General features: G+C 47.0%; 21 protein-coding genes. 6 read left to right on the top strand and 15 right to left on the bottom strand.

From position 1 onward, the window contains the following. Positions 1 to 3: 3 nt before the first annotated feature. Complete coding sequence (locus NC996_RS12940; RefSeq protein ID WP_190682414.1) at positions 4 to 4743, bottom strand: PAS domain S-box protein; 4740 nt, start codon at positions 4741 to 4743, stop codon at positions 4 to 6. 270 nt (positions 4744 to 5013) lie between these two features. Between NC996_RS12940 and NC996_RS12935 the strand changes: the two genes are divergently transcribed. The 4 genes from NC996_RS12935 (at position 5014) to NC996_RS12920 (ending at position 10743) form a co-directional block, all read left to right on the top strand. Beyond that, complete coding sequence (locus tag NC996_RS12935; RefSeq protein WP_190682411.1) at positions 5014 to 6912, top strand: response regulator; 1899 nt, start codon at positions 5014 to 5016, stop codon at positions 6910 to 6912. 469 nt (positions 6913 to 7381) lie between these two features. After that, positions 7382 to 8971: an ADP-ribosylation family protein gene (locus NC996_RS12930; protein WP_190682408.1), complete on the top strand. Its 1590-nt coding sequence runs from the start codon at positions 7382 to 7384 to the stop codon at positions 8969 to 8971. Between the two features lie 192 nt (positions 8972 to 9163). Next, positions 9164 to 10225 carry a DUF3365 domain-containing protein gene (locus NC996_RS12925; RefSeq protein ID WP_190682404.1) on the top strand — a complete coding sequence of 354 codons (1062 nt, stop codon included), beginning with the start codon at positions 9164 to 9166 and terminating at the stop codon, positions 10223 to 10225. A gap of 71 nt (positions 10226 to 10296) precedes the next feature. Then, positions 10297 to 10743 carry an NADAR domain-containing protein gene (locus NC996_RS12920; RefSeq protein ID WP_190682401.1) on the top strand — a complete coding sequence of 149 codons (447 nt, stop codon included), beginning with the start codon at positions 10297 to 10299 and terminating at the stop codon, positions 10741 to 10743. Positions 10744 to 10999: 256 nt separating this feature from the next. Here NC996_RS12920 and NC996_RS12915 read toward each other — a convergent pair whose 3' ends face one another. The 13 genes from NC996_RS12915 to murG form a co-directional block, all read right to left on the bottom strand. Continuing rightward, positions 11000 to 11761, bottom strand: a complete 762-nt coding sequence (locus NC996_RS12915; RefSeq protein WP_190411791.1) for a phycobilisome rod-core linker polypeptide — start codon at positions 11759 to 11761, stop codon at positions 11000 to 11002. Positions 11762 to 11841: 80 nt separating this feature from the next. Further along, a complete protein-coding gene (locus tag NC996_RS12910; protein WP_190411792.1) occupies positions 11842 to 12588 on the bottom strand; it encodes a phycobilisome rod-core linker polypeptide in 747 nt (248 codons plus the stop codon). A 71-nt stretch (positions 12589 to 12659) separates the two neighbouring features. Continuing rightward, the gene (locus NC996_RS12905) at positions 12660 to 13493 is read right to left on the bottom strand and encodes a phycobilisome rod-core linker polypeptide (protein WP_190529577.1); all 834 of its coding nucleotides are present in this window, start codon (positions 13491 to 13493) and stop codon (positions 12660 to 12662) included. 72 nt (positions 13494 to 13565) lie between these two features. After that, on the bottom strand, positions 13566 to 14189 hold the full coding sequence (locus NC996_RS12900; RefSeq protein WP_190682398.1) for a HEAT repeat domain-containing protein: 624 nt from the start codon (positions 14187 to 14189) through the stop codon (positions 13566 to 13568). Positions 14190 to 14436: 247 nt separating this feature from the next. Further along, positions 14437 to 15309, bottom strand: a complete 873-nt coding sequence (locus tag NC996_RS12895; RefSeq protein ID WP_190429924.1) for a HEAT repeat domain-containing protein — start codon at positions 15307 to 15309, stop codon at positions 14437 to 14439. A gap of 68 nt (positions 15310 to 15377) precedes the next feature. Then, positions 15378 to 15755, bottom strand: coding sequence for a phycobilisome linker polypeptide (locus NC996_RS12890; RefSeq protein WP_242030379.1), 378 nt, complete (start codon positions 15753 to 15755; stop codon positions 15378 to 15380). Between the two features lie 65 nt (positions 15756 to 15820). Next, a complete protein-coding gene (locus NC996_RS12885) occupies positions 15821 to 16696 on the bottom strand; it encodes a phycobilisome linker polypeptide (RefSeq protein WP_190411796.1) in 876 nt (291 codons plus the stop codon). A gap of 132 nt (positions 16697 to 16828) precedes the next feature. Next, positions 16829 to 17317 (bottom strand): phycocyanin subunit alpha, encoded by a 489-nt coding sequence (gene cpcA / locus NC996_RS12880; protein WP_190411797.1) that lies wholly within the window; start codon positions 17315 to 17317, stop codon positions 16829 to 16831. 92 nt (positions 17318 to 17409) lie between these two features. After that, positions 17410 to 17928 (bottom strand): phycocyanin subunit beta, encoded by a 519-nt coding sequence (locus NC996_RS12875; protein WP_190411798.1) that lies wholly within the window; start codon positions 17926 to 17928, stop codon positions 17410 to 17412. 556 nt (positions 17929 to 18484) lie between these two features. Continuing rightward, the gene (locus tag NC996_RS12870) at positions 18485 to 19444 is read right to left on the bottom strand and encodes an RluA family pseudouridine synthase (protein ID WP_190682395.1); all 960 of its coding nucleotides are present in this window, start codon (positions 19442 to 19444) and stop codon (positions 18485 to 18487) included. A 173-nt stretch (positions 19445 to 19617) separates the two neighbouring features. Continuing rightward, positions 19618 to 20133 carry a DUF29 family protein gene (locus NC996_RS12865; protein WP_190682392.1) on the bottom strand — a complete coding sequence of 172 codons (516 nt, stop codon included), beginning with the start codon at positions 20131 to 20133 and terminating at the stop codon, positions 19618 to 19620. A gap of 138 nt (positions 20134 to 20271) precedes the next feature. Continuing rightward, the gene (locus NC996_RS12860) at positions 20272 to 20622 is read right to left on the bottom strand and encodes an S-layer protein (RefSeq protein ID WP_190411801.1); all 351 of its coding nucleotides are present in this window, start codon (positions 20620 to 20622) and stop codon (positions 20272 to 20274) included. Positions 20623 to 20769: 147 nt separating this feature from the next. Then, positions 20770 to 21828: an undecaprenyldiphospho-muramoylpentapeptide beta-N-acetylglucosaminyltransferase gene (murG, locus tag NC996_RS12855; RefSeq protein ID WP_190434002.1), complete on the bottom strand. Its 1059-nt coding sequence runs from the start codon at positions 21826 to 21828 to the stop codon at positions 20770 to 20772. A 147-nt stretch (positions 21829 to 21975) separates the two neighbouring features. Here murG and NC996_RS12850 point away from each other — a divergent pair, with 147 nt between their 5' ends. Further along, positions 21976 to 22803, top strand: a complete 828-nt coding sequence (locus NC996_RS12850; RefSeq protein WP_190682390.1) for a nuclear transport factor 2 family protein — start codon at positions 21976 to 21978, stop codon at positions 22801 to 22803. 180 nt (positions 22804 to 22983) lie between these two features. Continuing rightward, a complete protein-coding gene (locus NC996_RS12845; RefSeq protein ID WP_190682387.1) occupies positions 22984 to 23757 on the top strand; it encodes an SDR family oxidoreductase in 774 nt (257 codons plus the stop codon). Positions 23758 to 23840: 83 nt separating this feature from the next. Here the strand turns inward: NC996_RS12845 and NC996_RS12840 are convergent, their stop codons facing one another. After that, complete coding sequence (locus NC996_RS12840) at positions 23841 to 25202, bottom strand: NAD(P)/FAD-dependent oxidoreductase (protein WP_190411804.1); 1362 nt, start codon at positions 25200 to 25202, stop codon at positions 23841 to 23843. Positions 25203 to 25628 lie beyond the last annotated feature (426 nt).

Genomic DNA, 25628 nt, shown 5'->3' with positions numbered 1-25628 from the left:
TCCTTAAATTTCCTTAACCCAAGATTGAATGCGGCTGAGCGCTGTTTCTAACGCAGATACTATCTCAGTCGTTCCTGCAAGTTGGTAGTGGGAGGCGAGTTCCTCCAGCTTTTGGGCATTGCTTCGCATCCCCTCTACTCCGACGTTGGCACTCGCACCTTTGATGTGATGAGCTTCTTTTGCAAGACTATCAAAGTCATTGATAGCGATCGCTCTTTTCACCGATTCTAGATGAGCCTGAACTTCCGTGAAGAACATTTGCAACAGTTCCAACTCAAACTCCCTGCTTCCCTCAGAAAGTTGATGCAGATGTTCCCAATCCACTAAATCTTGTAAAGACGAGAATCTCGTTTCTACATCTTCCCGTGTGGCAATACCGCCACTGCTGGCATTTGCACCCTGAAAAATGACTTTCGTCCAATGCTCAATTACCACTGCTAACTGTTCCCTTGATACTGGCTTACTCAAATAGTCATCCATCCCAGCATCAAGACAGCGTTTGCGGTCTTCTTTCATCGCGTTAGCGGTTAGAGCAATGACAGTGGTACGGCGCGAACCTTCTCCTTGTCGCCGCCGAATCTCTCGCGTTGCTTCATAACCATCGAGAATCGGCATCTGACAGTCCATCAGAACTAAGTCATAGGGAATTTTTTCCAATAACTCTACGACTTCCTTCCCATTCGCAGCGACATCGGCTTCATAACCCAAAGTGTTTAGCTGTTTGAGGGCAACTTTTTGATTAATCAGATTGTCCTCAGCTAGCAAAATTCGCAACTTGCTTTGGGGAATTGGAATTCGGGAAGGTTGGGGTGAAAAATTCTTCTCCTCTACTTCTTTGCCTACCTCTTTGCCTCTGTCCCGCTGTTCCTCTTGCTTCCCCAAGATGGAGACAATGGTATCCAATAAGCGAGATGGCTTGACTGGCTTAATCAAATGGGCAGCAAATCCTGCCTTCGTCGCCCGTTGCGCCTCCCCTCGCTGATCGGCAGAAGTGAGCATAATCAAGGGTAAATTAGCCAGCATGGGATTTCCTTTGATTTGCTCGCCCAAAGTAATGCCATCAACGTTGGGCATTTGCATATCAATCACCGCCACATCATAGGGAATTCCCCACTCCAGAGCTTCTTGCAAAACTCTCATGGCGGCGGCAGCACCATCCGCCTCATCTACTTGCATTCCCCAGTGCGCCGCCTGAGAGCGAACCACTTTGCGGTTCGTGGCATTGTCATCAACTACTAGCAGACGCCGTCCCGCTAGATTGGTAGAAGTTTGGATGGGTGGTGTTATCCGTTCCGCTTGCTTTTTGAAAGGCACGGTAAACCAAAACTTGCTTCCCTTCCCTGGTTGGCTCTCAAAGCCAATTTCTCCTCCCATTAAGGTGACGAGCTGTTTGCAGATGACCAGTCCCAAGCCGGTGCCGCTATACTGGCGCGTGGCAGAGGAGTCTACCTGGGAAAAGGGTTGAAACAATTGGCTCATATTTTCTGGGGTGATGCCAATGCCCGTATCGGTGACAGAGAAGCGAATCGTTACCACGTCCTCTGATTCGCCCTTCCCAAGAGAATTAGGGGAGGTGTCTGATGGTAGTTCTGCCCTGACCACAATTTCACCGGCGTTGGTGAACTTAATGCCATTGCCAATCAGGTTGGTGAGAATTTGCCGCAGACGACCAACATCGCCTTGGAGGTGGGTAGGAACGTTGCGATAGACCAAGGCAGCAATTTCCAGATCCTTGGCATGAGCTTGGGGAGCTAATAAATCTAAGACTTCTTCTACACAAGTAGATAAGTCAAAGTCTAAAACTTCCAGATCCATCTCTCCAGCCTCTAGTTTGGATAAGTCCAAAATCTCATTAATCAGGCACAGCAGGGCATCTCCACTAATGCGAATCGTTTCAACAAAATCCTTTTGCTCTGTAGTCAAGGGCGTGTCTAAAAGCAGCCCAGTCATTCCCAAAACGGCATTCATAGGGGTACGGATTTCGTGGCTCATGTTTGCCAAAAAGGCGCTTTTGGCTTGAGAAGCTGACTCAGCTTGGTGACGGGCGATCTCTAGTTCCTGGCGCTGGAGGGTTTCTTCTTCTAGGAGTTGGGATTGAGCCAGGGCAATACCGACTTGGTCTGCGAGTTGTTGCAGCAGTTCGACTTCAAAGCTAGACCACTGTCGGGGTGAGGTGCATTGGTGGGCAATCAGCAGTCCCCAAAGTTCGTTTTTCTGCAAGATCGGGATGACTAATTTTGCCTTGACTGCCAAATGCTGCAAAAATTCCCGATGACACGGTGAAATCTCAGCATTTTCTACGTCAGCCACAATCCTGATTTTTCCGTGGCAGTAGTCCTCATGGTAAGCTTCGGGGAAGATTTCCGCACTGAAAGTTTGCCCTAATAAGGCGGGCAGACCAGAAACGACATTTTCGGTGACGATGGTACCCGTTTTATCGGCTGCCAGACGATAAATCACTACGCGATCGCACGCGAGAGATTTTCTGACTTCGGTAACGGTGGTTTGAAGAATTTCTTCGAGTTGTAAGGACTGGCGAATTTTTAGGGTAATTTCGGAAAATAATTGCGATCGCAAGTTCTGCCGCTTTAATTCCTCTTGTGCCTGTTTACGCTCGATCCACAGGGCAATCCTGTCCGCTGCAAATTCCAGCGACTGGAGAACAGATTCATTGAGGGGTTGACGAGCAAATATTGCCATCACTCCCATCACAGAGCCTTCAATAATCAGGGGATATCCAGCGAAGGCGACCATTCCTTCCCGCACCGCCCATTCTCTATCCAGAATCTGAGGATCGTCTACGACAGAATTGGTTAGGTAGGGTTGGCGAGTTTGGGCAATTTTGGCGATTTTCAGGGTGCCGATCGGAACGCGGCGATATAAACCCTCAACCTGCGCGTACATCCCAGCACTGGCTTGCAGTTCCAGCATCCTCTCTTCCCGGTTGAGCGTCCAGATCCGCCCAAATGCTGCGTCCAAATACTTCACCATTGCCTCGGTGCAGCGCTGCAAAATGCTTTGCAGGGTGTCGCTTTGAGTGAGGGCAGAATCCACCTCGGCGCGGAAGTGAGCGAGACGGGCTTGCAGCGCTAATGCTTCTTGTGTCCTTTTGTGGTTGGTAATGTCCCGCGTCACTTTGGAGAATCCGCGCAGGTTTCCAGCGTCATCATATAAGGCGGTTACGACAGCGTGCGCCCAAAACCGCGAACCATCCTTCCGCACGCGCCAGCCTTCGGCAACGCTATTCCCTTGAGCGATCGCGATTTCTAGTTCGCTTTGCGCGATCGCTTGTTGATTTTCTCCTGGCTCATAAAAACAAGAAAAATGTTGACCGATGATTTCCTCCGCTCGATATCCCTTAATCCTTTCTGCTCCCGCATTCCAGCTCACAATATATCCCTTGGGGTCGAGCATATAAATTGCATAATCTTTGACCCCTTCTACGACTAAGCGGAAGCATTCTTCGCTTTTTCGCAGATCCTCCTGCGCCTGCTTGCGACTGGTAATATCTTCAGAAATCCTTAATAAATACTGTGAGTTTCCTTGGGCATCTAAAATCGGTAATTTTTTAGTATGTAATATTCTTAAACCTTTATCTTTTGTCTGTATCCGCTCTTCTGGGATATCTAAAATTTTTCCGGTTGCCAGCACTTCTCGATCGGTGGCGGTGAAAAAATCTGCTTCTTCTTTGGTAAACAAGTCATAGTCATTCTTTCCCAGCAACTCTTCAGGGTTACGACCAATTAATTTTTGACCCGCTTTATTGAAACGCACAAAATTAAGTTCTTGAGCATCCTTGACGAAAATAATGTGGGGAATATTTTCGACAATTGAGTTCAGAAATGTCTGGGTATTCCGCATTTCTTCTTCATGACGCTTGCGCTCGGTAATGTCATGAGCGACTGCGTAAATCGCTTGCTGTTCAGACAAGGGCGTTGCTTTCCACAACAGCCATCGATAAGAGCCGTCTTTGCAGCGGTAGCGATTTTCAAAAGAAATTGTATCTATACCTGTAGAAAGTTGTTGCACTTGGGCAATCGTTGCTTCCCGGTCGTCTGGATGCACAAATTCGATAAACGGTTGGCTTTGCAGTTCCTCATTGGTGAAGCCGAGAGTCTTTGACCATGATGGATTTAGACGTTTAAAATAGCCATCCATCCCGGCAATACACAGCATATCTAGAGACAGGGTGAAGAATTGAAGCTGTTCTTCTTGTGCCTTGTCGCGCTGTTTTATCGCCTGTGCCAATTCACGATTATTCCGTCGCAACTCCAGTTGCGTCATCACCTCCCGGCTGAGTGCTTGCAGCGCCACCCGCTGTTGGGGACTCAAATCTCGCGGTACGGAGTCAATCACACACAAAGTTCCCAGTGCCAAGCCTTCTGGGGTTAACAAAGTAGCACCCGCGTAAAACCGGATATTCGGATCGGAAGTCACGAGGGGATTATTGGCAAACCGCTCGTCAGTGGATGCATCGCGGATAACAAATAGGTCGGTTTGCAGGAGAGCATGGGCACAAAAAGCAATATCACGAGGAGTTTCCTGAGCCGTGATGCCAACTTTTGATTTAAACCACTGCCGATCCGTATCAACTAAGCTGACGAGGGCAATTGGTGTACCGCAGATGTGTGCAGCCAAAAGCGTCAGATCGTCAAATGCCTGTTCTGCGGCGGTATCGAGGATTTCATACTGCTGTAGCGCTTGAATCCGTTCTGGTTCGTTTTCGGGTAAAGGTGCTTTCATCTACGTTTTTGAAGGGTAGCATTCTAATTTTTACAGGTGTATTCAAAGCAATGCATATTTGTAAAGTTATTCAAATCGAGGGCGATCGCTATATCTCCTGCCTCGTTATGGCTTCCCTAAGAGCGATCGCCCAAATTTTCTGTTAACATCCACAAAAATGCCGATTGCAAGAAACTGCTGGAACGTTCCAGATTGCCTGCTAATGTAAGTAATTATACAGACAATAAATTTCCGCTCATTTAGGCAAGAGTGAAATCATTCATCATTTCTATGACCAAGCAAGAATACCTAAAAATTCTATTAGTTGAAGATAGCCTTGTGAGTCAGACGGTTGTATTTAAACAGTTAAAGAAGTTAGGGTATGAAGCAAATGTTGCTGCTAATGGTCAAGAAGCATTATGGATGAGATCCCAAGGAAAATATGACCTAATCCTCCTCGATTGCCAGATGCCGATACTAGACGGTTATGAAACTGCACAAAGAATTCGTCAATTAGAAGGTGATGCGCGACAGACAATCTTGATTGCAATGACTGCCAACGGCATGAAAGCAAATCGGGATCGCTGTCTAAAGGTCGGCATGGATGATTATCTACTTAAGCCGGTTCGTGAGGAAGAGTTGGCAGCTAAATTAGAAAATTGGATTGAAGTTATTATTAAAAATAAGCAGGCAATCGCATCCTCATCTGCCTCCTCATCTATAGATTTAACAAGTAAAATTATTCCCGTTGACTCCAGTGCCAACCCGGACGAGTCAAGCGTCAATGACTGGGTGGATTTAAATCGCTTAGACGATATAACCTTGGGGGATCTGAAATTGCGAAACGAAATTCTACAAGCCTTTTTAGAAGATACAAAAGTAAACTTATCATCGATAAAATCAGCAACTTTTTCTAAAAATTTTGAAGTGATTGAACATAAAGCCCATCAAATTCGGGGTGCTAGTGCGAATGTTGGCGTCAACAAATTAAAAAATTTAGCCGATCGATTAGAACTTCAGAGCCAACAAAAAAACTTTAAGGAAGTGACTCAATTGGTAATTCAAATAGAAAATCATTTCCAAAAGATTCAATCTTTTTTGTTTGAGATAATTGACTGGGAGAGGGTGGAGGGTGAAACTCCAGTCCTTCTTCACGCCAATCGGTCTGGAGGGACGCAGGTTGGTTCCACGTCAAAAATTTTAATTATTGATGACGATCCTAGCGTTCGGTTAGTCGTCAAAAACTCACTCCAACTTCTAGGTCATGAAGTCATAGTAGCGGCTAATGGTGAAGAGGGATTAAAGAAAGCAAAGCAGCTACACCCTCATCTAATTATTTGTGATTGGATGATGCCAGTCATCAATGGGCTGGAAGTGTGCCGTCAGGTTAAATCCGATCCAGAATTATCTTTGGCATTTTTTATTTTGCTGACGATTCGTGGGGATGTAAAAGACCGGGTGGAGGGTTTAGATACTGGAGCTGATGAGTATCTCCCAAAACCAATTGATATGAGTGAATTACGGGCGCGGGTGGGCGCGGGATTGCGATTGCAGCGGTTAACGCAAGAATTGAGCGAAGCGAATCAGGCACTGCGACAAGCGAATCAGCAATTGACTGCCCGTAATGAATTGCTAGAATCTTTGTCGCTGACCGATCAGTTAACAGGTTTATTAAATCGGCGGGCAATGGATCAGGCATTGCCTCATATGCTGCGGCAAGTCGGCAACCGCGATGCGAATACTCGCTACCGTTATTTGTGTGTATTTCTGATTGATGTGGATCATTTTAAGCGGGTGAACGATACGTATGGTCACACAGTGGGGGATTGTGTGCTGCAAGCGATCGCCGGACGACTACAGTCCAATGCACGCCCTAGCAGTCTGTTGTATCGCTATGGTGGTGAAGAATTTGTCTGCATCACCCTGGGACTGAATCTGCACAATGGTTTAGAGTATGGTGAAAGTTTACGCTCTTGCATCGCCGAATGCCCTTTCAAGATTTCTAACGATCTGCTGCTACCCATTACGATTAGTATCGGTGGCGCGATCGCTAGCGCTGTTAATTTAGTTGATTCTCAAGATTTATTACATCAAGCAGATCGAGCGCTTTACAGAGCTAAGCATGAAGGTAGAAATTGCCTACGAATGTTTTCCTCGTGGGAAAATATTGTTGAGATGGGTCACGCTTAAATTAGTTTGGAGTTTGCGATCGGAGCGTTACCGTAATGCTTGCACTTCAGTATTTACCGTTGAGTTTTATTAATAGAAATTTTTAATTTTAGGATAGTGAAAATAACAAATACAACTATTTTTAAACTAAAATTATATAAACAAATAATTATATTTTATTTAATTTAATTATCAACATTTTTAGAAAATTTTATTTAAAATTACAATCATAAAAATCATAAAACAATGAAATTTAATTTTTGATTCTCGATTGCTTGTCAGTGGCTGTACAGGAAACAAAAAGTCAATAGCAGTGATTCCGAGCCTAGCAGAAGGATGCCCAAAAGTTTAGATTTGCCGCCAGTCATCAGATTAAAATTAAGATGGTTTAAGAGCCTGACAAGAGAACTTCAGACAAGCGAGGAGTGCTAGTTGCAAGACCGCTGCGCTTACCCCGCATCCGCTTGGCGATGCTGTGAGGAGGGAGGAAATGAAAAATTTCAAACCAGGAAGCGTAGGAGCGATAACCGCAGGCCCATTTAGTGATTTTCAGGGTGTGGTAGTTAAGTTGCAGCCTGGAGAAAAGATTGTTGTTGAAGTCGAAATATTGGGTCGCAAAGCAGAAATCACCCTAAATCAAGAGCAATTCGAGCTACTGGGTGAAGACCCCCGTCCGCGTTTCCGGGACGAGATTGAAAAAGATATCGACCAGATGCTTCAGGAGGAATTTGATAATTGGTGGCTGAAGCAGTTGGATCGACCAGAGGATGATTTAGTTGCCGAGTGGTCTGCTTTCCAAGCATTTCGTCAAGAATTTGAAGCGAAAGTTGCTGTAGAACGACAGACTTTGCTCAATGCTTTTGAAGCATCTTTTACAGCGATCGCAGAACATGGCGTTTCATGGGCAAAACAACGCTGGGAAACAGAAACAGAACGCTGGACGCCAAACGCCTATCGGCACGAAGAATTCTACAAAGCTGCGCGTCAGCAAATTAAAGAATGCCCTGATGATTCAGGTCATTGGACGGATATCTGGCGACATCTGTGGCAAGCGGCAAATGAACGTTCCTGGAAAGCGGAATATATGGCATGGCGTCAGGAAAATCTGCCGGATGCTGCCACGATTGAGCAGATGCGCTTGGACGCCCGACAAAAAGCACAAGCGTTGGTGGAAAGAGTGCGAGCGCTGGTACAACAAACCCACGGCTTGACCTTACCCGACCATGTTTTTGCATTCTGGGCTTTCTGGCTCAGCTTAACTCCGATTGAGCGGCAAGAAATGCACTGGATTGCAACGCCTTGCGGTTTGTTTGATTTATTTACTGAAGAAGGTTTGCAACGAAAACCCATAGCAGAACTTGACCATCGCTTACATTACCGCTATTACCGCGATCCGCCGGAGTTTCTCACTTTGCTGTACGGGGGCGGCGATGGTCTGCATTTTGGTCTTTGGTACGATGACCCCAGAGAACTGCCCACGGGTGTGATGTATTACTGGAACAACGATGGCATTCCCGTCTGTGATGACGGTTGTCAAACATTGCTCCAACAGGTTCGCTTCCAAATCGAAAAAGCGGTCTCTCAGCTGGAATATGACCGCTATGACAACGATTCTCGGCATCGACGAGTTAGACTCTCAGCACTCCGCGATGCGGTGATGGCGTTTGAAACCGCGGAACGCCCTGAAATGGGAAGTCTGTACGAGAAAGCCTACAAGCAACCACCGCTGGGTGCCAGGATTGCGACTGAGGATGGTGCGGGGGTGGCAATTCCCGGCTTCAGCGCCGAAACTTTCCCTCAGCGCGATCTTGAAGTAATTAGAATCGCTATCTTAGGGGATGCACCAATTGTCCAAGACTGGATTGTGGCAGCACTAGAAGCTTGTGCCGAGGGTCAACCGGCTGAGGCGCTGGCATTCGGTCGGGACTTGCACTGGCTTTCCGGTGGGAATCCCGAACGAGAAGCGGCTGCTGCCAAACTGCTGGATGCTGCCTACCGCGCACTCGGTCGAGATGCTTTGGCTGCGATCGCATTCGTCCATTTTCAAAAGCGATCGCTCCAGTCAGTGAATATTTATTAGCGATAAAGTTATAGCTACCAGAAATAGTCAGCGATCGCGCATTACAAAGCACGAATTTCTTGCCGTATTGGGTAAAGAACTTTTAAACAATACTCTTGCGTTGATGTCATTTAAAGCCCTTAATTTTAGCCCTCAATGACACCTGTAATCAAAGATACTGGGCGCTCATTGTGATAAAACAGGAAAATAATCATGTTGAATAAATTCAAGCTGGGTACCAAATTCACCTTACTTCTATCGCTAGTTTTTATCTTTGGGATTGTTGTTAGTGGGATTGCTTTGTCTAAGGCACTTCAGCACAGAGCCGAAAATGAAATTATCTCTAAAGGTGTAGTTCTCATGGAGACAATGAACTCACTGAGAGACTATACAAATACTCAGATTAGTCCTCTCTTAGCGCAGAGTGCAGAAGCTCAACCAGAATTTATTCCTGAAACAATTCCTAGCTTTTCTGTAAGAGAAGTTTTTGAAGGTTTACGTCAGAAAGGAGAATATAAAGATTTATTCTACAAAGATGCTACTCTGAATCCTACAAATTTGCTAGATAAAGCAGATAACTTTGAAGACAAAATTGTAAACCGCTTTCGCAACGAACCAGAAACGAAAGAAATCTCAGGTTTTCGCTCTTTATTTGGCAAGCAAGTATTTTATAAAGCTTTACCGATTGCGATTGAACAAGAGAGTTGTCTCCGCTGCCATTCGACTCCAGCCGCAGCGCCGAAGAATTTGATAAAAACCTATGGCAGTAAAAACGGTTTTGGTTGGCAATTAAATGAAATTATTGGTGCTCAAGTCATCTATGTCCCCGCCGAGCAAGTTTTTGAGAGAGCCAACCGTTCTTTTTTCCTAATTATCGGAATTTTTCTCGGCATTTTTACTTTTGCCGTGCTTATAATTAATTACTTATTAAAACGAACTGTTGTTCAGCCAGTTAAACTCATGGCTAAGCTGGCTCAAAAAATTACTGCTGGTACAACTTCCGATAAAGTTGAGGAATTCGATTTAGAAAGTTTAAAAGATGTTGCCCGTCGTGCCGATGAATTGGGACAGATGGGGCGGGTTTTCGAGAGCATGGCGCGTGAAATTTACGCCCGCGAACAACGCCTGAAACAACAGTTACAGGAACTCCGGATCGAGATTGATGAAGCCAAAGCAGCGCGTCAGGTAGCTGAAATTACAGAGTCGGACTATTTTCAGGAATTGCAGAAAAAGGCTAAACATCTAAGGAAAAGATCCAAAGAATCCGATACATAAATTTAAATTTCCTATCTTGTGTAGCAGCTTAGCATTTAGTCTTTACTCAGCTAAAATTTACACATTTTCCAATGACTATTTACTTTTACAGGACCCGCGAAAAATATGGTTGTTTCTCTAATTTTTCGCCTCACGGCTTTGAATTAGATGGGTTTTATTGGCCTACCAGCGAACATTATTTTCAAGCGCAAAAGTTTGTTGGAACGCCTCACGCTGACCAAATTCGCCAGGTAAAGACACCGAAGGATGCGGCGAGAATGGGACGAGAGAGATCGCGGCCCCTGCGTCCCGATTGGGAACAGGTAAAAGATGACATTATGCGAAAAGCCGTGCTACGCAAATTTGAGACTCATGCCGACATTCGCGAAGAATTACTTTCTACAGGCGATGAGTTAATTGTTGAAAATGCACCTGGTGATTATTATTGGGGTTGCGGTGCTGATGGTAGTGGCAAGAATATGTTGGGGCAAATTTTAGTAGAAGTGCGAGAGATACTACGCCTTAGCAACCAGCAATAACAGAAAGAATCGGCTCAAGCTAGAGCAGAGCAATTAGCAGAGAGATTGCGCTCAATGGGGATTAATCTAGATGAGGTGTGAGTAGGCGATCGCCTATGCCGTATGCACCCAAAAAGTTTGTGGCTCTGATGACCGCTCACTCTAACGACTAGATGTCTTTATAGGACATTATCTAGCTGTATTGAGAGCAGGAATCAGAGCCACAGTTTAGTTTTATCAGAAGTGCAAGCAGTCTAGGAAACTAGCACTTTATCCCTTAGCGGTTGCCACGCACGGGCACTCGGCTGAGGTAGTCAATGTCAAACGCAGAGACCCGTTGTGGGTAGTTGCGCTTGGTACTGAGCGACGCCGCAACCTCGCGGAACCGGCGGGGATCGCCTTCGGGAAGTTGCCGTTCTTGGTTCTTGCGGCTGTAGAACTTCTCCACAGTGAAGCGCCAATCGGTCTTGACTGTGCCAGCACTTTCGCGGAAGTCTTCGCCATAGCGAGGCGTCACCAGGTTAAAAGGACGCTGTTCCATCCGCTTGCGCTGGTAGGGTACGGTGAAGTCCCCAAAGTTGTCGGTATATTCTTCGCTGTTCACCAAGGCATCAACAAAACCGCTGAAGCCCAAAGTGGCAATTTTAATCGACCAAGCGATTTCTTCGGCTTTGTTGTAAGGCTCCCGACCTAAAAAACGCTTGAGACAAATGTTTACAAGGCGATAGTTGTTATTGACCGAGACAACCACACGGTAAAATGCCTCTGACTTCGCCAGACCAGCAATAAATTCCCTTACTGTAATCGTCGCATTTTTCAGCTGAGATTCTAGGGTAATCTGACGGTTGAATCTGAGGATTTCATGCTCGCTGAAGACTTGGCGATAAGCCGCCCAAATCAGCTGCTCCATTTCTATCGGTGAATTGGCATCTTCCACGCGATAGATGTATGGGGTATCTTCGTTAAGATCCGCTTTTCCAAAGCTCTTAACTCGTTGGTTTTGGGTGGTTGGTTTGTATTCAAGTAATGGCAGTGCCATTTAAAAATCTCCCTTATAAAGTGGTTGAGACTTCCTATTTTCCAGCATCGGGGTATCCTCTGGTCGATGGAATCCCCGTGCTACCGGAGAGGAAAACTTACTTGCGAGTTAATCGAGACTCGTGTCTCTTGCGCTGTATTATCCCGTGTCATGTCGGGAATTTTGATGTTAGCCGTGTTAACGGTAACAGTATTGGTGACAGCTTTCGGGTTGATTGCCCGTGCCATATCCAAGAAGTTTTGCACATTGCCCCATTTGTAGCGTGCACTTTCTTCCTTATCGCGCCAGTAATCGGCGTAGCTAGGCGTCACCAAGTTAAAGGGTCGATCTTTGTAGCGACGACGCTGATAAGGCACCGTACTGTCGCCAAAGTTAGACTGATACTCCTCACTATCGACTAGGGCATCAATGAAGCCGCTCAGTCCCTTAGTGGCAATCTTAATTGACCAGGCGATTTCTTCGTCTTTGTTGTAGGGTGCCCTGCCCAAGATCCGTTTGAGGCAAACTTCGACGACTCGATAGTTGGAGTTTTTCTCAACAACCAAGCGGTAAAATCCCTCAGTCTTCGCCAAACCTCGGATGAAGTCGCGCACAGTAATGGCACGGTTCTTCACTTGAGATTCTAGGTCAACCTGACGAAAAGAATTGAGGATTTCGTGTTCGCTGAAAACCTGACGGTAGGCTGCCCAGATTAATTCTTCAAGGTCGCTATTGTCAATGCAGTTTTCAAGGCGATAACTCCGGGGAGTATCTTCGTTTGGCACTTCGTAACCCGATACTCGCTGGTTCTGCGAACTGGGTTTGTATGAAAGCAAAGGGATGGACATAGGTAAATTGTTAGTTCCTATCTTGTTGGATTGCTAATTGCCATGAACCATGAACAATTAGCCATTAGCCTTTAGGCTTTGGGCGTTGGATAAAGGTAGCGGTAAGGAAGGGCTACGTCGGTGCGACCTACAGCAGGTTGCAAGTTGGCAGCTTTGCTCCTCGTGTCGGGAATCTCCATGTTTTTAATTTGAGAGAGTACCCGATCTCTGGTGCGCTGGTAGTTGACTTCGCTAGGGGCAATACTCCGAGCCATTTCCAAGAAGTTGTTTGGAATTGCTTGACGAACCGAGGTTTTACCCGTTGCGTTTTGACCCCCCACTTGGAAGTAACTCCGAGTATCTAGACCCATCATGCGACCGCGCCAGTAATCACTGTACCGGGGGTTGACCAAGTTAAAGGGTCGCTCGTTAAACCGGCGGCGCTGATAAGGTACAATCTCATCGCCGAAGTTCTGGCGGTATTCTTCGCTATCAACAACGGCATCGATAAAGCCATGCAATCCCTTGGAAGCAATTACAATTGACCAAGCAATTTGCTCGTCTTTGCCATAGGTAGCGCGTCCCAGAAACCGCTTGAAAGTGATGTCAACTAAGCGGTAGTTGGAGTTCGTGTCTGCCACCAACTGCCGATAAACATCGGACTTGCCCAATCCTCGAATAAACTCGCGCACGGATATGGCTCGATTCCGCAGTTGAGATTCTAGAAAAGGTTGGCGGTAGCTTTCTAAAATTAAATGTTCGCTGATGATTTGCCGGTAGGCAGCCCAGATCAAGTCATTAATTGCCGTGTCTGAGGTTGCATCTGTCAATCGATAAATCTGTGCGTCGTCCTCATCAGGTACTTCGTACCCTTCTACACGCTGATTCTGCGTGGTTGGTGTAATTTCAAGAAGTGGAATTGGCATATTTTTTGTTGTTAGTTGTTAGTTGTTAGCTGTTAGTGATGAGTCCATGAATAAAAGACGAATGGGCCTTTGCTAAGGACTCATCACTAATGACTGGTGAGCCAGCTGAACTCTGGCACGAACTGCTGGGTCATTATCTAAAGCCATTTCCGCTAATCGCTTTTGGATGGACGGGCGGACTTCCAACTGAGTGGAGAGTGCTTGCAAGCCGACGACAGCGGCGTAGCGAATCGCCCAGTCCTGGTCTTGAGAAATGAGCAGCAGGGTTTCCAATGCCCTAGCGATCGCGCTTTGAATCTGTTGGGCATTCAACGTGTTCCACCGGAGGTTTCCCAGCCCTTTCGCAGCAGCGCGGCGAACGCTGGGCGCGAAGTCGGTGACTGCTGCCTCTACTAAGATGTCTAAAGCGCGGGGGTCGGCGATTCCGGCTAGGGCACGAATCGCATAAGCCCTGGCACCGTAGTCATAGGCGTCCAGTTTTTCCAGCAAGGGTTGTACGGCGATTTCCCCTAACTGAATCAGCCCTTCTACTGCTGCTACTGCCGCTCCTGGGTTGTTATAACCTAAGACGGCGATCAGGGTAGGAATCCCAACTTCTAGACGGGCGGCAGTTAAGGCTCGGACTGACGCCACCAAACGTCCGGGGGAATCTGCCTGTTCAATGGCACGAATCAGTTCTTGGGGCGAATCAGTCATTAGTCCATCATCGGCGCTCGGTGGTCAATGGCGAATTGCGAATTGTCAATTGCCATTTGTTAAGTAGCTGAGCATAAATAAACGAAGCAGTAGGGTGGGAACTGCCACCCGTGCCGTGCAATGGGTGGGCAGTGCCCACCCTACCTATAGGCTACGTGCTGTTTAAGTTATGTCTACCTACTTACTGATTGCTAGTTGTTAATTGCCATTTGCTACTTGCGATTAGCCATTAGAAAACGACAATTGACTATAACAAAGCATCCATCAGGGTCATCACCCTGATGGCGTCAGCAGATAGCGAATTCGGTTCATCTGGGTGTAAAGACGCGATCGCTCGCGCCTGTACGTGTTCCAGCAGCCCTTTGAGGGCAATGAGTTTGAAGCTATTTTCGGTGGCAGCACTGGCGATCGCTTCCGCTGCTGGCAGATAACCAATCGCACCCAAGTCTGATAATACGATGCGGCGCAGTTGCAGATCGCTGCCTTCCAATGCTTGAACCAAGCGTTCCCCATAAACGGAATCTTCCGTTAACTGGTACATTGCCCGCGCTGCTGCATATTGCACCCGCGCGACAGGATGCTCCAGAAACGGTTGAATCTGAGCAGTTGCTTCCGCCGCTTGAAGTGCTCCTAAGGCTTCCAGCACTGCTTCATAGGGTTGTGTCAGATGGGGTCGCCCTGGTACTGGCAGAGCGGCTGCCACACCCCCTTCTAGCAGTTGCATCAGTTCCGGAATGCAGGTGCGATCGCCTAGCATTCCCAAAGACTGAGCTGCGGCTTCTCGAACATAGAAGTCGGAGCAGCGCAAACAACGAATCAGCCCTGGAACGGCTCGGCGATCGCTTAGTTTCCCTAGCGCTCGTGCGGCATTGCGACGGAGGGGGTATCCACCTAGCTCTGTCCGATCCGATTCATCCTCCAAAGCTGTAATCAGAGCTTCTACAGCAGCAGACTCGCGCACGCGGAATTTACCCAGCCACCAGGCAGCATAGTAGCGGAGACTTAAATCTTCATGGCGGAGATTGGCAATTGCCTGCTCCACCGTTAGCGGTTCGCTACCCGGTGGATTTCCGGACGGTGAGTCTGATTCAGAATATCGATCGGGATTAGGCGATCGCATCGTAGGAGTGCAATGACTTGGCTTTTACGAACATGGCTGAATGGGCTTTCTGGGTAAGCTGAATCGGCTTAGCGCTTGCCTTCAGCGTCATGATTTTGATGGGCTGTTGTCGCTTGGCTTTTAGCTTCGCTGTCTCCATCCAGAGTTAAAGGCTGAATGTTGACGATTCTGCCACCCATGCGGTTAATCCGCTGCATTTCTTCATTCATGCGGCTGTAGGGCACTGTGATATAGAAACTGCCACTACGGCGAATGGGATAGCTGAGTTTGTCAGATTCGTAAGTCTGACGTAAACCTTCGACTTCGTAGCGAAATACCCGATTGGCAGCGTCACCCAAAGTACCGCTCCCAAGTGCAGTTTGTCCAAACATCGTTGAAATAGCTCCTGTAATTGGGTTGAAAACAGTTGAGGGGGTGATGACATGAAACTTGATAGTTGGTGTCATCACCATTGTCAAAAAAGACTCATTCAAAAAAGACTAAGTGCGATGACACTTAGAATCTGCTCACCTTAAGCGGGTGTAACGCTGACAATTTTGCCGCCCTGTTTCGTAATTTGCTGTAGTTTTTGGGACAGCTGCTCGTAGGGCACTAGGAAGGCGTTGCTACTGCGACGGACTTTCGGGTAGCCTGGGCTGAGAATTCCAGACACTTCAATGCGATAAACCCGTCCGCTTTGTTCCTTAGTACCGCCGAGGGCTTTTCTGGGGGCCGCGTCTTGAGGAATCGCTGCCGATCTCCAGGACGAAGAACTGCCAGAGGGTTGGAAAATTGTAGAAGCCTCATTTCGGCTCAATTCGCCCATCAGTCGGGGAGTTTTTCCTCCAACTTGGGAGCGATCGCTATTCGCATAACCCCGATACAGGCGGAACATACGAGTAAAGCCGGTCGTTCTCACTCCCGGCTCTACCATAAATCCACGATAATAAGGGACAACGTTGTTTCCGAAGTTGGCTTCATACTCAACGCTGTCGATGTAGGAATCGATTTCTGCGTCGTACCCCTGTTCCTCATAGATATTGAGGTGGGAGTTTATCTCATCCTCTGCGTAAGGTGCCCGCCCTAGCAAATGCTTGTAGTTGAGTTCGATCAAGCGGGTATTGGAATTGCGAAAGAAAAACTTGTTTTTGTATAGATCTGACTTAGCGATCGCGCGGACAAAATCTCTTACCGTTATATTTCCTTGCCGAAGCTGCGATTCAGCATAGGTTAGGCGTTCCGACTTCATGATGTAATCGTTGCCTAGTACCTGACGGTAAACCGCGCGGATTACCGCTTGCAGATCGTCCTCTGTCCAGTCAGGCCGCAGTTCCACCCGTGTTTCATCAAATGCAGAAAGACCTAGGCGGCCTGCTGCTGCTAAATTCGACGCCACTAAACCGGCCATTCTTGCTCTCCCAACGCAACAACTTTTTAAGATTTTTATACTCAAATTGAGAAAAACAATGCCCGGAAAAATTAGCAACTGCTAGCAAGCACGCCAACACTCGCTGATTCTTCCGGGCACCGCACCTGAATACTAGCTCAGGGCGTTAATGGCGTAGTCGATGTAGGTGTTGGCTTCGTTAGCAGCTTGACCAGTCAGACCATGATTGGCCTTGATGTTCTTGAGGGCTTCTACGTACCAGCTGTTGGACAGCTCGAATGTGCGGTTGATTTCATCCAATCCGGCAATCAGGTACTCGTCCATTGGACCTGTACCACCAGCAACTAGACAGTAGGTAACCATCCGCAGATAGTGACCGATGTCACGGGCACACTTGGATTTACCACGAGAGTCAGAAGCATACTGAGGCCCCTGCATCTGGGTGGTGTATGGGAACTTTTGGTACACGGCTTGAGCAGCACCATCAATCAGTTGCTGAGCCTTTTGGGTCAATGCACGGGCAGCTTCCATGCTGGCAGCGGCACGCTCAAAGCGACCGTTAACAGCAGTCAGTTCGGTGTTGCCTAAGAAACGACCTTGGGTATCGGCTGCGCCGATGGCTTCAGTAATCGGGGTCTTCATTGTTGAGGTATCTCCCTAAAAGTGTTTGCAAAGTTTTCGACTAAACAACGCGAATGTTCGCGTCTATCCAACAGCAAGCTTGCTAGTTGTTCTTAAGCAACAGCAGATGAGGCACGATCGAAGTAGCTAGCTACTTCAGACATCAGTTGGCTACAGTCGCCCTTGGTGATGCCATTGGGGTCATTAGCGATTTTGACCGCAGCTTCTTTCATCTTTTGGACGCCAGCAGCAACAGAACCACCAGGAACGCCTAGAGCTTGGTAGGTTTCGCGTAGACCGTTCAAGCAGCGATCGTCCAACACGCTAGAATCACCAGCAATTGTGGCATAGGTAACGTAGCGCAGGATGATTTCCATGTCGCGGAGGCAAGCTGCCATACGACGGTTGGTGTATGCGTTTCCACCTGGTTGAATCAGTTGAGGCTGCTCTTCAAACAAAGCACGAGCGGCGTTGGCAACAATGCTGGAAGCATTGCTGGTGATGCGGTTAACGGTATCCAAACGCTTGCTGCCATCCTTGACAACATTGGTCAGGGCATCGAGCTGCTCGGTGCTCAAGAATTCACCGCGGGCATCAGCCTGAGAAACAACCTTGGCGAATGCATCTAACATGAACTCAATCTCCTACTACTGATTTGGATGAGTGTGGTTTTTTAAAACGTCGATATTTGTCAAGCAGAGCTACTTCAATCTATTGAATCAGCTCTTGGATTGGTCAAGCCCAGACATAAGTCCAACACGCTTTTTAAGTCGCTCTCCCATCCCTTCTGTTACTTTACCTGCAACAAATTGGTTTTCACAGAAATATGAGAAAAGTCCGTGCTTTTATGAGAGATTTGCAACCTTGATAAATCCGTGTCTTGTTTAACTTTTGTCTGTTATTGATCCCTCCGGTTATTTTTATACAACGCCTTCGCAGCTTTGTTTTTTAAGATTTATTAAGCAATCTCAAGAGCCATGAATAAAAGCTCAAATCCTTACCCTTCCAAGGGTCTTGGATTTTATTTCCCACATACTTCGTTACAATTCTCCAAGTATTTATACTCAAAAAAGCCAAGGTTTTTGTTTTTATGGTTTTTTAATATTTGTTTAAAAAGTTTCTCGGCAAGGGTTAGGGGTTTTTTGGAACTAAATGTAATTATGTAGTTTTATGTAAATATATAAAGCCTTATCGGTCTATCGATTGTGGATTAGTGGCAGCAATTCGTCTTCGCAGCACATCGAGAAGCTTTACAAATGCTGAGGGTAGGGGTGCGATCGCTTCTATCAACTCCCCGGTTACTGGATGCTGCAACCGGAGCCGCCAAGCATGGAGCGCTTGACCGGGAAGATTGACGCCGACTGAGTGACCGGAACTGTAAACGGGATCTCCCACAATCGGATAACCGATGTAGGCGCTGTGAACGCGAATTTGGTGGGTGCGACCTGTTTCGAGTTGGAAAAGCATCAACGTGTGGTTTCCCAGGCGTTCCTGCACCCGCCAGTGAGTCATCGCCGCTCGTCCCCCCTTCTCTAGCGGTACGACAGCCATTTTTTTGCGATCGCCTGAATGACGACCGATAGGCTGGTCAATCGTGCCGCCCTCAGCGCGGGGAGAACCGTAGACGACGCCCAAATATTCCCGGCGTGCGGTTTTAGCTTTTAGTTGAGCTTGCAAGTGTTGGTGGGCTTGGTCGGTTTTGGCAACAACCATTGCCCCCGTCGTATCCTTGTCAAGACGATGGACAATTCCCGGACGTTGCACCCCGCCAATTTCCGCGAGAGGACAGTGGGCTAAAAGAGCGTTGACGAGAGTGCCTGCTTCGTGTCCTGCGGCTGGATGAACGACTAAACCCGCCGGTTTGTTGATGATAATTAGGGAATCATCTTCATAAAGAACATCTAAAGGGATTTCTTCTGGTTGCAGGTCTAGCGATCGCACTTCTGGAATCGTTAAAGATAGGCGATCGCCCATTTGCATGGTTGCTTTCTTGGACGTGCAGACGGTGCCGTTCAGTAGCACGTTGCCGTCTTCAATTAGTCTCTGGATGCGCGAACGGGATAAATCTGGTAGTTGTTGGGAAAGATAGCGGTCAATGCGACTGCCTGTTTCTTGAACTTCGAGAGAGATTGAATGGGGGGAATTCACGAATTCACTGTTTAAGTTGGAAACGAACCGCAGAGGACGCAGAGGACGCGGAGGAAGAGAAACAGGAACAAAGGTTAGTGAGGGCGGCGCAATCGCATTTTGGTACGAGTGGGAAGACTTGTTTCTTAATAGTAGCAGTGTAATTACTGCATCCTAGCCGAAACAAATTTACTTTATTTTCCTAATTTCCACTCTTTTGCGCCTGGTAATTTACTCAATTCCTCACTAATAATGTCGCGCAATGCCTTGGCTGAATTGGAATAGGTCAAGCTTAGAAGTTTATTTGCTGCGACAATTATCTCCGTTCTGCTTACCATATCTTGTAGTTGAAATGGGGTATAATTCCCATTTAAAACTTCCACACTTGCCGCGAATATAGCATCTTCAAAAGAATTTTCCAGGTAAGATTCCCATTCATCCTGGTTAATATAGAAGGAAGTTTTATTTTCTTTAATATTTAAAGCTTGAATTTTTAGAAGTGAATCTCGAATAGAAACTGCCCAAGAATTAGTTAAACGCTGCTCAATTTTATTCTTTATCAAGTGAACCAGCATTCTACTGAGAAAGCTCTCAATATTCTGCAAAATAGCTTTTTTACTCATCCCTTCCAAATCATCCACCAGGGACAAAGCATCTTCGTATCTTCCTTCCAGAATGGAAGCTTTTAAGTCGGTGAGTTCTTGAGTCATTGTCAACTGACCTCACTTTTACATCGCAAAATTATGTGGTACGCGGGTATAGACTAGGCTATTGACTATCAGAAGGATGCGATCGCTCTCGGCACTTTTCTGAGAGCGATCGCATCCTTACTTATACACAAAATCCTCCTAAGTTTGAGGAACTTTCACTCTAGTTTTAGGCAGATTGCTGCTTTGTTGAGGAATCTGTTGTTGCAGAAATGGTTTAACCCTCTCAGGTGAACTTGACCCTCGATAAGCGCCACAATAATACATACTTAGAACCGCTTTGAATGCCCAGTGATTCGACGGCACATCTGAGAAAGGATTGGGTAAAGTATCGGCTTGGTCTTGGGCGCAGGCTTCCAAAACTGGATCTGAAGTCGGTTGCGCTGGAGATGAGGGCGTTGTTGGGCTGAGTGGTTCGGAATCTTGCGCTTTAGCTGGAGCCACGAAGCCAATAGTGGCAAGGAGTATAGCTGTTGCGATTTTGAGTTTCATGGTTTGCGAGGAACAACTGTACGGGCAACTTTCTCTTAAAGTTGCCCCTCCTCAAAACTAACAATTACTGGCGTTACATTGGCGGTTCCAATTTGTGGATAAACCCTAATTTCTCATCCAAAGGCTTTGTGACTGAAAGCCTTTTAGCTACAGCGTTCGGCGCACCAGATCGGCTAAACGTTCGGCACTGTCAGGAACTGCTAGCGTAGCAGCCTTTTGAGCCATTTGTTGTAGCTGTTCGGGCGACTGCAATAAATTCAATACCTTACTTTCTAGTAACTGAGGCGTCAGCTCTGACTGCCGGAATACCAAACCAGCGCCTGCTGAGTTAAAAATTGCCCCATTGTAGACTTGATGATCTTCAGCGGCGAAGGGGTAGGGAATGAGAATCGCTGGGGTTTGCGTAACGGCAAGTTCGGTTAATGTCCCAGCGCCAGCGCGGCTAATTGCCAGGTTCGTCCGTTGCAAAAGTGCCGCCATATTGTCATAAAACGGCATGGAAAGATACTGAGGATGCTGGAAACTTTGGGCATCAGGGTCATTATCGCCCGTCAGATGGACAATCCAGGCACCGGCATTCAACCACGCGGGGGCGCACTCGCGGACGATTTGATTAACGGCAACAGCGCCCTGAGAGCCACCGACGACTGCAATCAAGGGGACATCTTCAGGAATTGGCAACTCCAGCTTTTGGGGGGTGCGAAACTGGGCGCGAACTGGGGTGCCTGTGTAGGCGGTTCCAGCGCGGGGTAGGTAATGCGCTCCATATTCAAACCCCAGCGCCACGCTATTACACCACGGACTCAACCAGCGAGTCACTTTGCCGGGGAGGGCATTGGATTCGTGCATAATCACGGGGATTCCAATGGATCGCGCGGCAATAATCGCTGGTGCGGCAATATAACCCCCAGTGCTGAATACACCCTGAAAATTCTTATCTTTAAGTAGCTGGCGTACCTGCCGGATGGAACCCGTCAGTCGCAGCAGAATGCCCAATGTCCCCAGTCCAAACCCTTGTTGAAACCCTTCCACCTCAATGGTGTTGAGGGGATATTGAGCCGGAACTAACTGGGTTTCTAGGCGGTTCGGGACACCCAACCACTCAATTTCATAGTCTGGCAGTTTCTCGGCTAGCGCGATCGCGGGAAATAAATGTCCCCCAGTACCACTCGCTGCAATTAACAATCGTTTCGGTTCATTTGCCAAAGTTTCTATCTCCTACTGGCTGTCCTGGCTCGGATAAGATTAAAAATCAGTTATAAATTAGCCAATAGAGCATCCAGGATTTCTACTCTTTAGCACGTCTGTTGCTCGACACGGTTTTCTTTATCCAATTATTCAAACACGTCTGTGATGCGTAACCAGATAACTCCGTCTGTCAGCTTGTTCCAGTCTCTCATCAAGCAAAAGTCGAAAATTTTTGCCTTTATAATTTTTACGTCCCTGCTTCATCCAAACACTGTTCGAGCAGCGAGTCCAGAAACAGCACCCGCCGAGCTAAAAAATTCTCTCACGCAAATTGATGCAGCTGCCAATCGTCAGGATGTCAATACGGTGATGCAGTTCTATAGCCAGAATTTTACCCATTCTGATGGCTTAAATCGTCAGAGCCTGCAACAGACTTTAACTCAACTCTGGAAGCGCTACCCAAACCTGAATTATCGTACAGAACTCAAATCTTGGGAAAAGGAAGGCGATGCGCTTGTTGTGGAGACGGTGACTCAGATTACTGGCACCCAGCGAATGGATGGCAAAAATATGAAGTTTGAGTCCGCCTTGCGATCGCGTCAGCGCTTTCAAGGTCAAAAAATTGTCCAGCAGGAGATTCTGGGAGAACGCACTCAGACGACCGCAGGCGTAAAGCCTCCCACGGTGGACATGAAGTTACCGGAAGAGGTTCGCATTGGTCAATCCTATAGCCTTGATGCAGTCGTCCAAGAACCCCTAGGCGACGATTTGATGTTGGGAGCAGCAGTGGAAGAACCCGTGCGGGGCGATCGCTTTGCCAAACCCGCGCCGGTGGATCTGGAGTTACTGTCATCGGGTGGAATTTTTAAGGTAGGTCGCGCTCCCCTGACAAAAGGGAATTATTGGGTATCAACGGTTGTAATCCGCGAACAAGGCATGACAACAGTTACTCAGCGCCTGCGGGTTGTAGAAGGCAGTCGCCCTTCCAAATAGTTTTGAGTTTTGAGTTTTGAGTTTTTAATTTAATTAAGAATTCAAAGCTCAATTTTCAGAATTTATAGCAATTTTGTTTGATTTAAAAGGAGTCTTTTTAAAGACTGCAAAAAACGCGAATAAAAGAAAAAAGAGGGTTTTAAGATTTACTTAGATTGCCATAAAATTTCGTTAAACCGAATGATTTCTATCAAAGACAAAATCGTTGTAATTACTGGCGCGAGTAGTGGAATTGGTGCTGCTTGTGCCAAGATGTTTGCCCAAGCGGGTGCCCAACTGATCTTAGTGGCTCGACGCCAAGAGCGGTTGCAGAAACTCGCAGATGAACTTAGCAAAGAATTTTCTTGCCAGTTGCATCTACTAGCAGTAGATGTACGCGATCGCGCTTCTGTTGAATCCGCCTTTTCTTCTCTGCCAGATGCTTGGGCTGATGTAGATATTTTAATTAACAATGCCGGTCTTAGCCGGGGGTTAAATAAACTCCACCAAGGCAGCATTCAAGACTGGGAAGAAATGATCGATACCAATATTAAAGGCTTACTTTATTGCACCCGCTATTTAGTGCCAGGAATGGTAAAGCGGGGTAAAGGTCATGTGGTGAATCTTGGCTCCATTGCCGGTCATCAAACCTATCCCGGTGGTAACGTCTACTGTGCTTCTAAAGCCGCTGTAAAATCAATTTCCGAAGGTTTGAAGCAAGACCTCCTAGGAACGCCCGTGCGAGTTACTTCAGTCGATCCAGGGTTAGTTGAAACGGAATTTAGTCAAGTGCGATTCCACGGAGATAGCGATCGCGCTCAAAAAGTTTACCAAGGTTTAACGCCTTTAACACCAGAAGATATTGCGGATGTCATATTTTTCTGCGTCACTAGACCCGCGCACGTTAATATCAGCGAGGTACTTTTAGTACCTACCGACCAAGCCACTGCTACCCAAGTTCACCGACGAAATTAATTTCGTCTTTTTAAACACAAAGGTTCCCAAAGAGCTATCTTTCCTCGGCGAACCTTTGCGTAAACCTGCGCGTACCTTTGCGTTTAAACTTCCACCGTTTCTTTACTCTTCAGGGGCACGTAATAATCGCCGTTAGCGTCAACTCCTACCTTCCCAATTACCTCGTCGCCGGTAATCAATCTTGCCCCACGTTTGCGAGTCCAATAATTCCAACCCCACTGGAGCATGACGATGAGTTTATTATCAAACTCAATTAAGAAGTAAATGTGAACAAATACCCAGGTGAGCCAAGCGAGCAAACCGGAAAACTTCACATAACCCAAATCGACTACCGCAGCATTCCGCCCGATAACAGCCATACTGCCTCGGTCAATATATTGGAAAGGTGCCATACTGTAACCGGCAATCCGCTGTCTGATCAGGTTAGCAACATATTCCCCTTCTTGCATCGCCACGGGTGCAACACCTGGTAGTGGTTTTTCATTTTGATGAGAAAAACTTGCCAAGTCACCGACCACAAAGATATTAGGATGTCCTGCTATACTCAGGTCGGATTCAACAATAACCCGCCCCACTCGGTCAATTGCAGCGCCGGTGCGTTCTGCCAGAACCTTTCCCATTGGTGAAGCTTTGATTCCCGCTGCCCATAACGTTGTTCTCGCTGGAATTTGTTCGATTTTATCGCCTTGTTTTGTGGTGATAATATTCTCTGCAATATTCGTCACCAGGGTCTTTGTCTGCACAGTAACACCTAAGCGCTGAAGAGAGGCTTCTGCTTTTGCGGATAACTCTGGTGTGTAGGGAGGTAGGATGCGATCCATCCCTTCCAGTAACAAAATTTTGGCTTCAGAAGTGTCAATGTTGCGGAAATCTCGCTTCAGGGTACTGTAAGCGAGTTCTGCGATCGCTCCCGCTAATTCTACTCCCGTCGGCCCTCCGCCGATGATCGCAAACGTCAACCAGGCACGTCGTTTTTCGGGATCGGTTTCCTTTTCTGCCGCTTCAAACGCCATAAAAATGCGACGCCGCATTTCCAGCGCATCTTCAACGGTTTTCAATCCTGGCGCTACAGTTGCCCATTGGTCATTGCCAAAGTAAAAATGGCTCACACCTGTAGCAACGATTAACGTGTCGTAGATCAGTTCTTCGCCAGCGAGGATGACTTTTCGCTGTTGTGGATCGATATCCTTTACCTCTCCCATCAGCACTTTAGTATTTTTGCTCTCGCTGAGTACCGCACGCAGAGGAGATGAAATATCTGCTGGGGATAGCGTTCCGGTAGCGACTTGATAAAGGAGTGGCTGAAACAAATGAAAGTTACGTTTATCGACCAGTGTCACATGGACAGGTGCGCCGCTCAATGCCTTGGCAGCATAAAGTCCGCCAAAGCCGCCACCGACAATCACAACATGGTGAGGAGACTGATTTTCCACTGCTACTACCATAAAATTGACATCCTTTGTTTTATGTTGCCCGTGGCTACGGTTGAACTAACATTTCTTTACCAACTGGCAAGGCTTCCGTTACAGATGTTCATATTAGCCTAGTGTGCCAGGGTTAAAACAGGCGTAGCGACGGCTACAGGTAGATTGTTGTGCCTGGAAAGTCTGCCATAAGAGGTATTCAGCACAGATTTAAGCTGATGCTAGACAATGGCGCGATAGCGAAGCGCTGACTTGTCAGTTCGCAATGAGAATGAAAAAAGACGCGATCGCCCTTTTGACTTGCCTTGTTACTCTAAACTCGAATATTCACATTGCCTAAATTACCGATTCATTGCTTCCAAAGGGTTTTCCAAAAATTTCTCCTTATCAATTTTTATGAGTTTAGGAAAGGATTAATCAGCCTTCTGATCGGGCACTCTATGCTTT

It is taken from the genome of Trichocoleus sp. ST-U2 (genome assembly GCF_039961875.1).
In the GTDB taxonomy this organism is placed as follows: domain Bacteria; phylum Cyanobacteriota; class Cyanobacteriia; order Cyanobacteriales; family FACHB-T130; genus FACHB-T130.
Note: the sequence above shows the minus strand (reverse complement) of the source record. Positions and strands in the feature narration are given on the sequence as shown.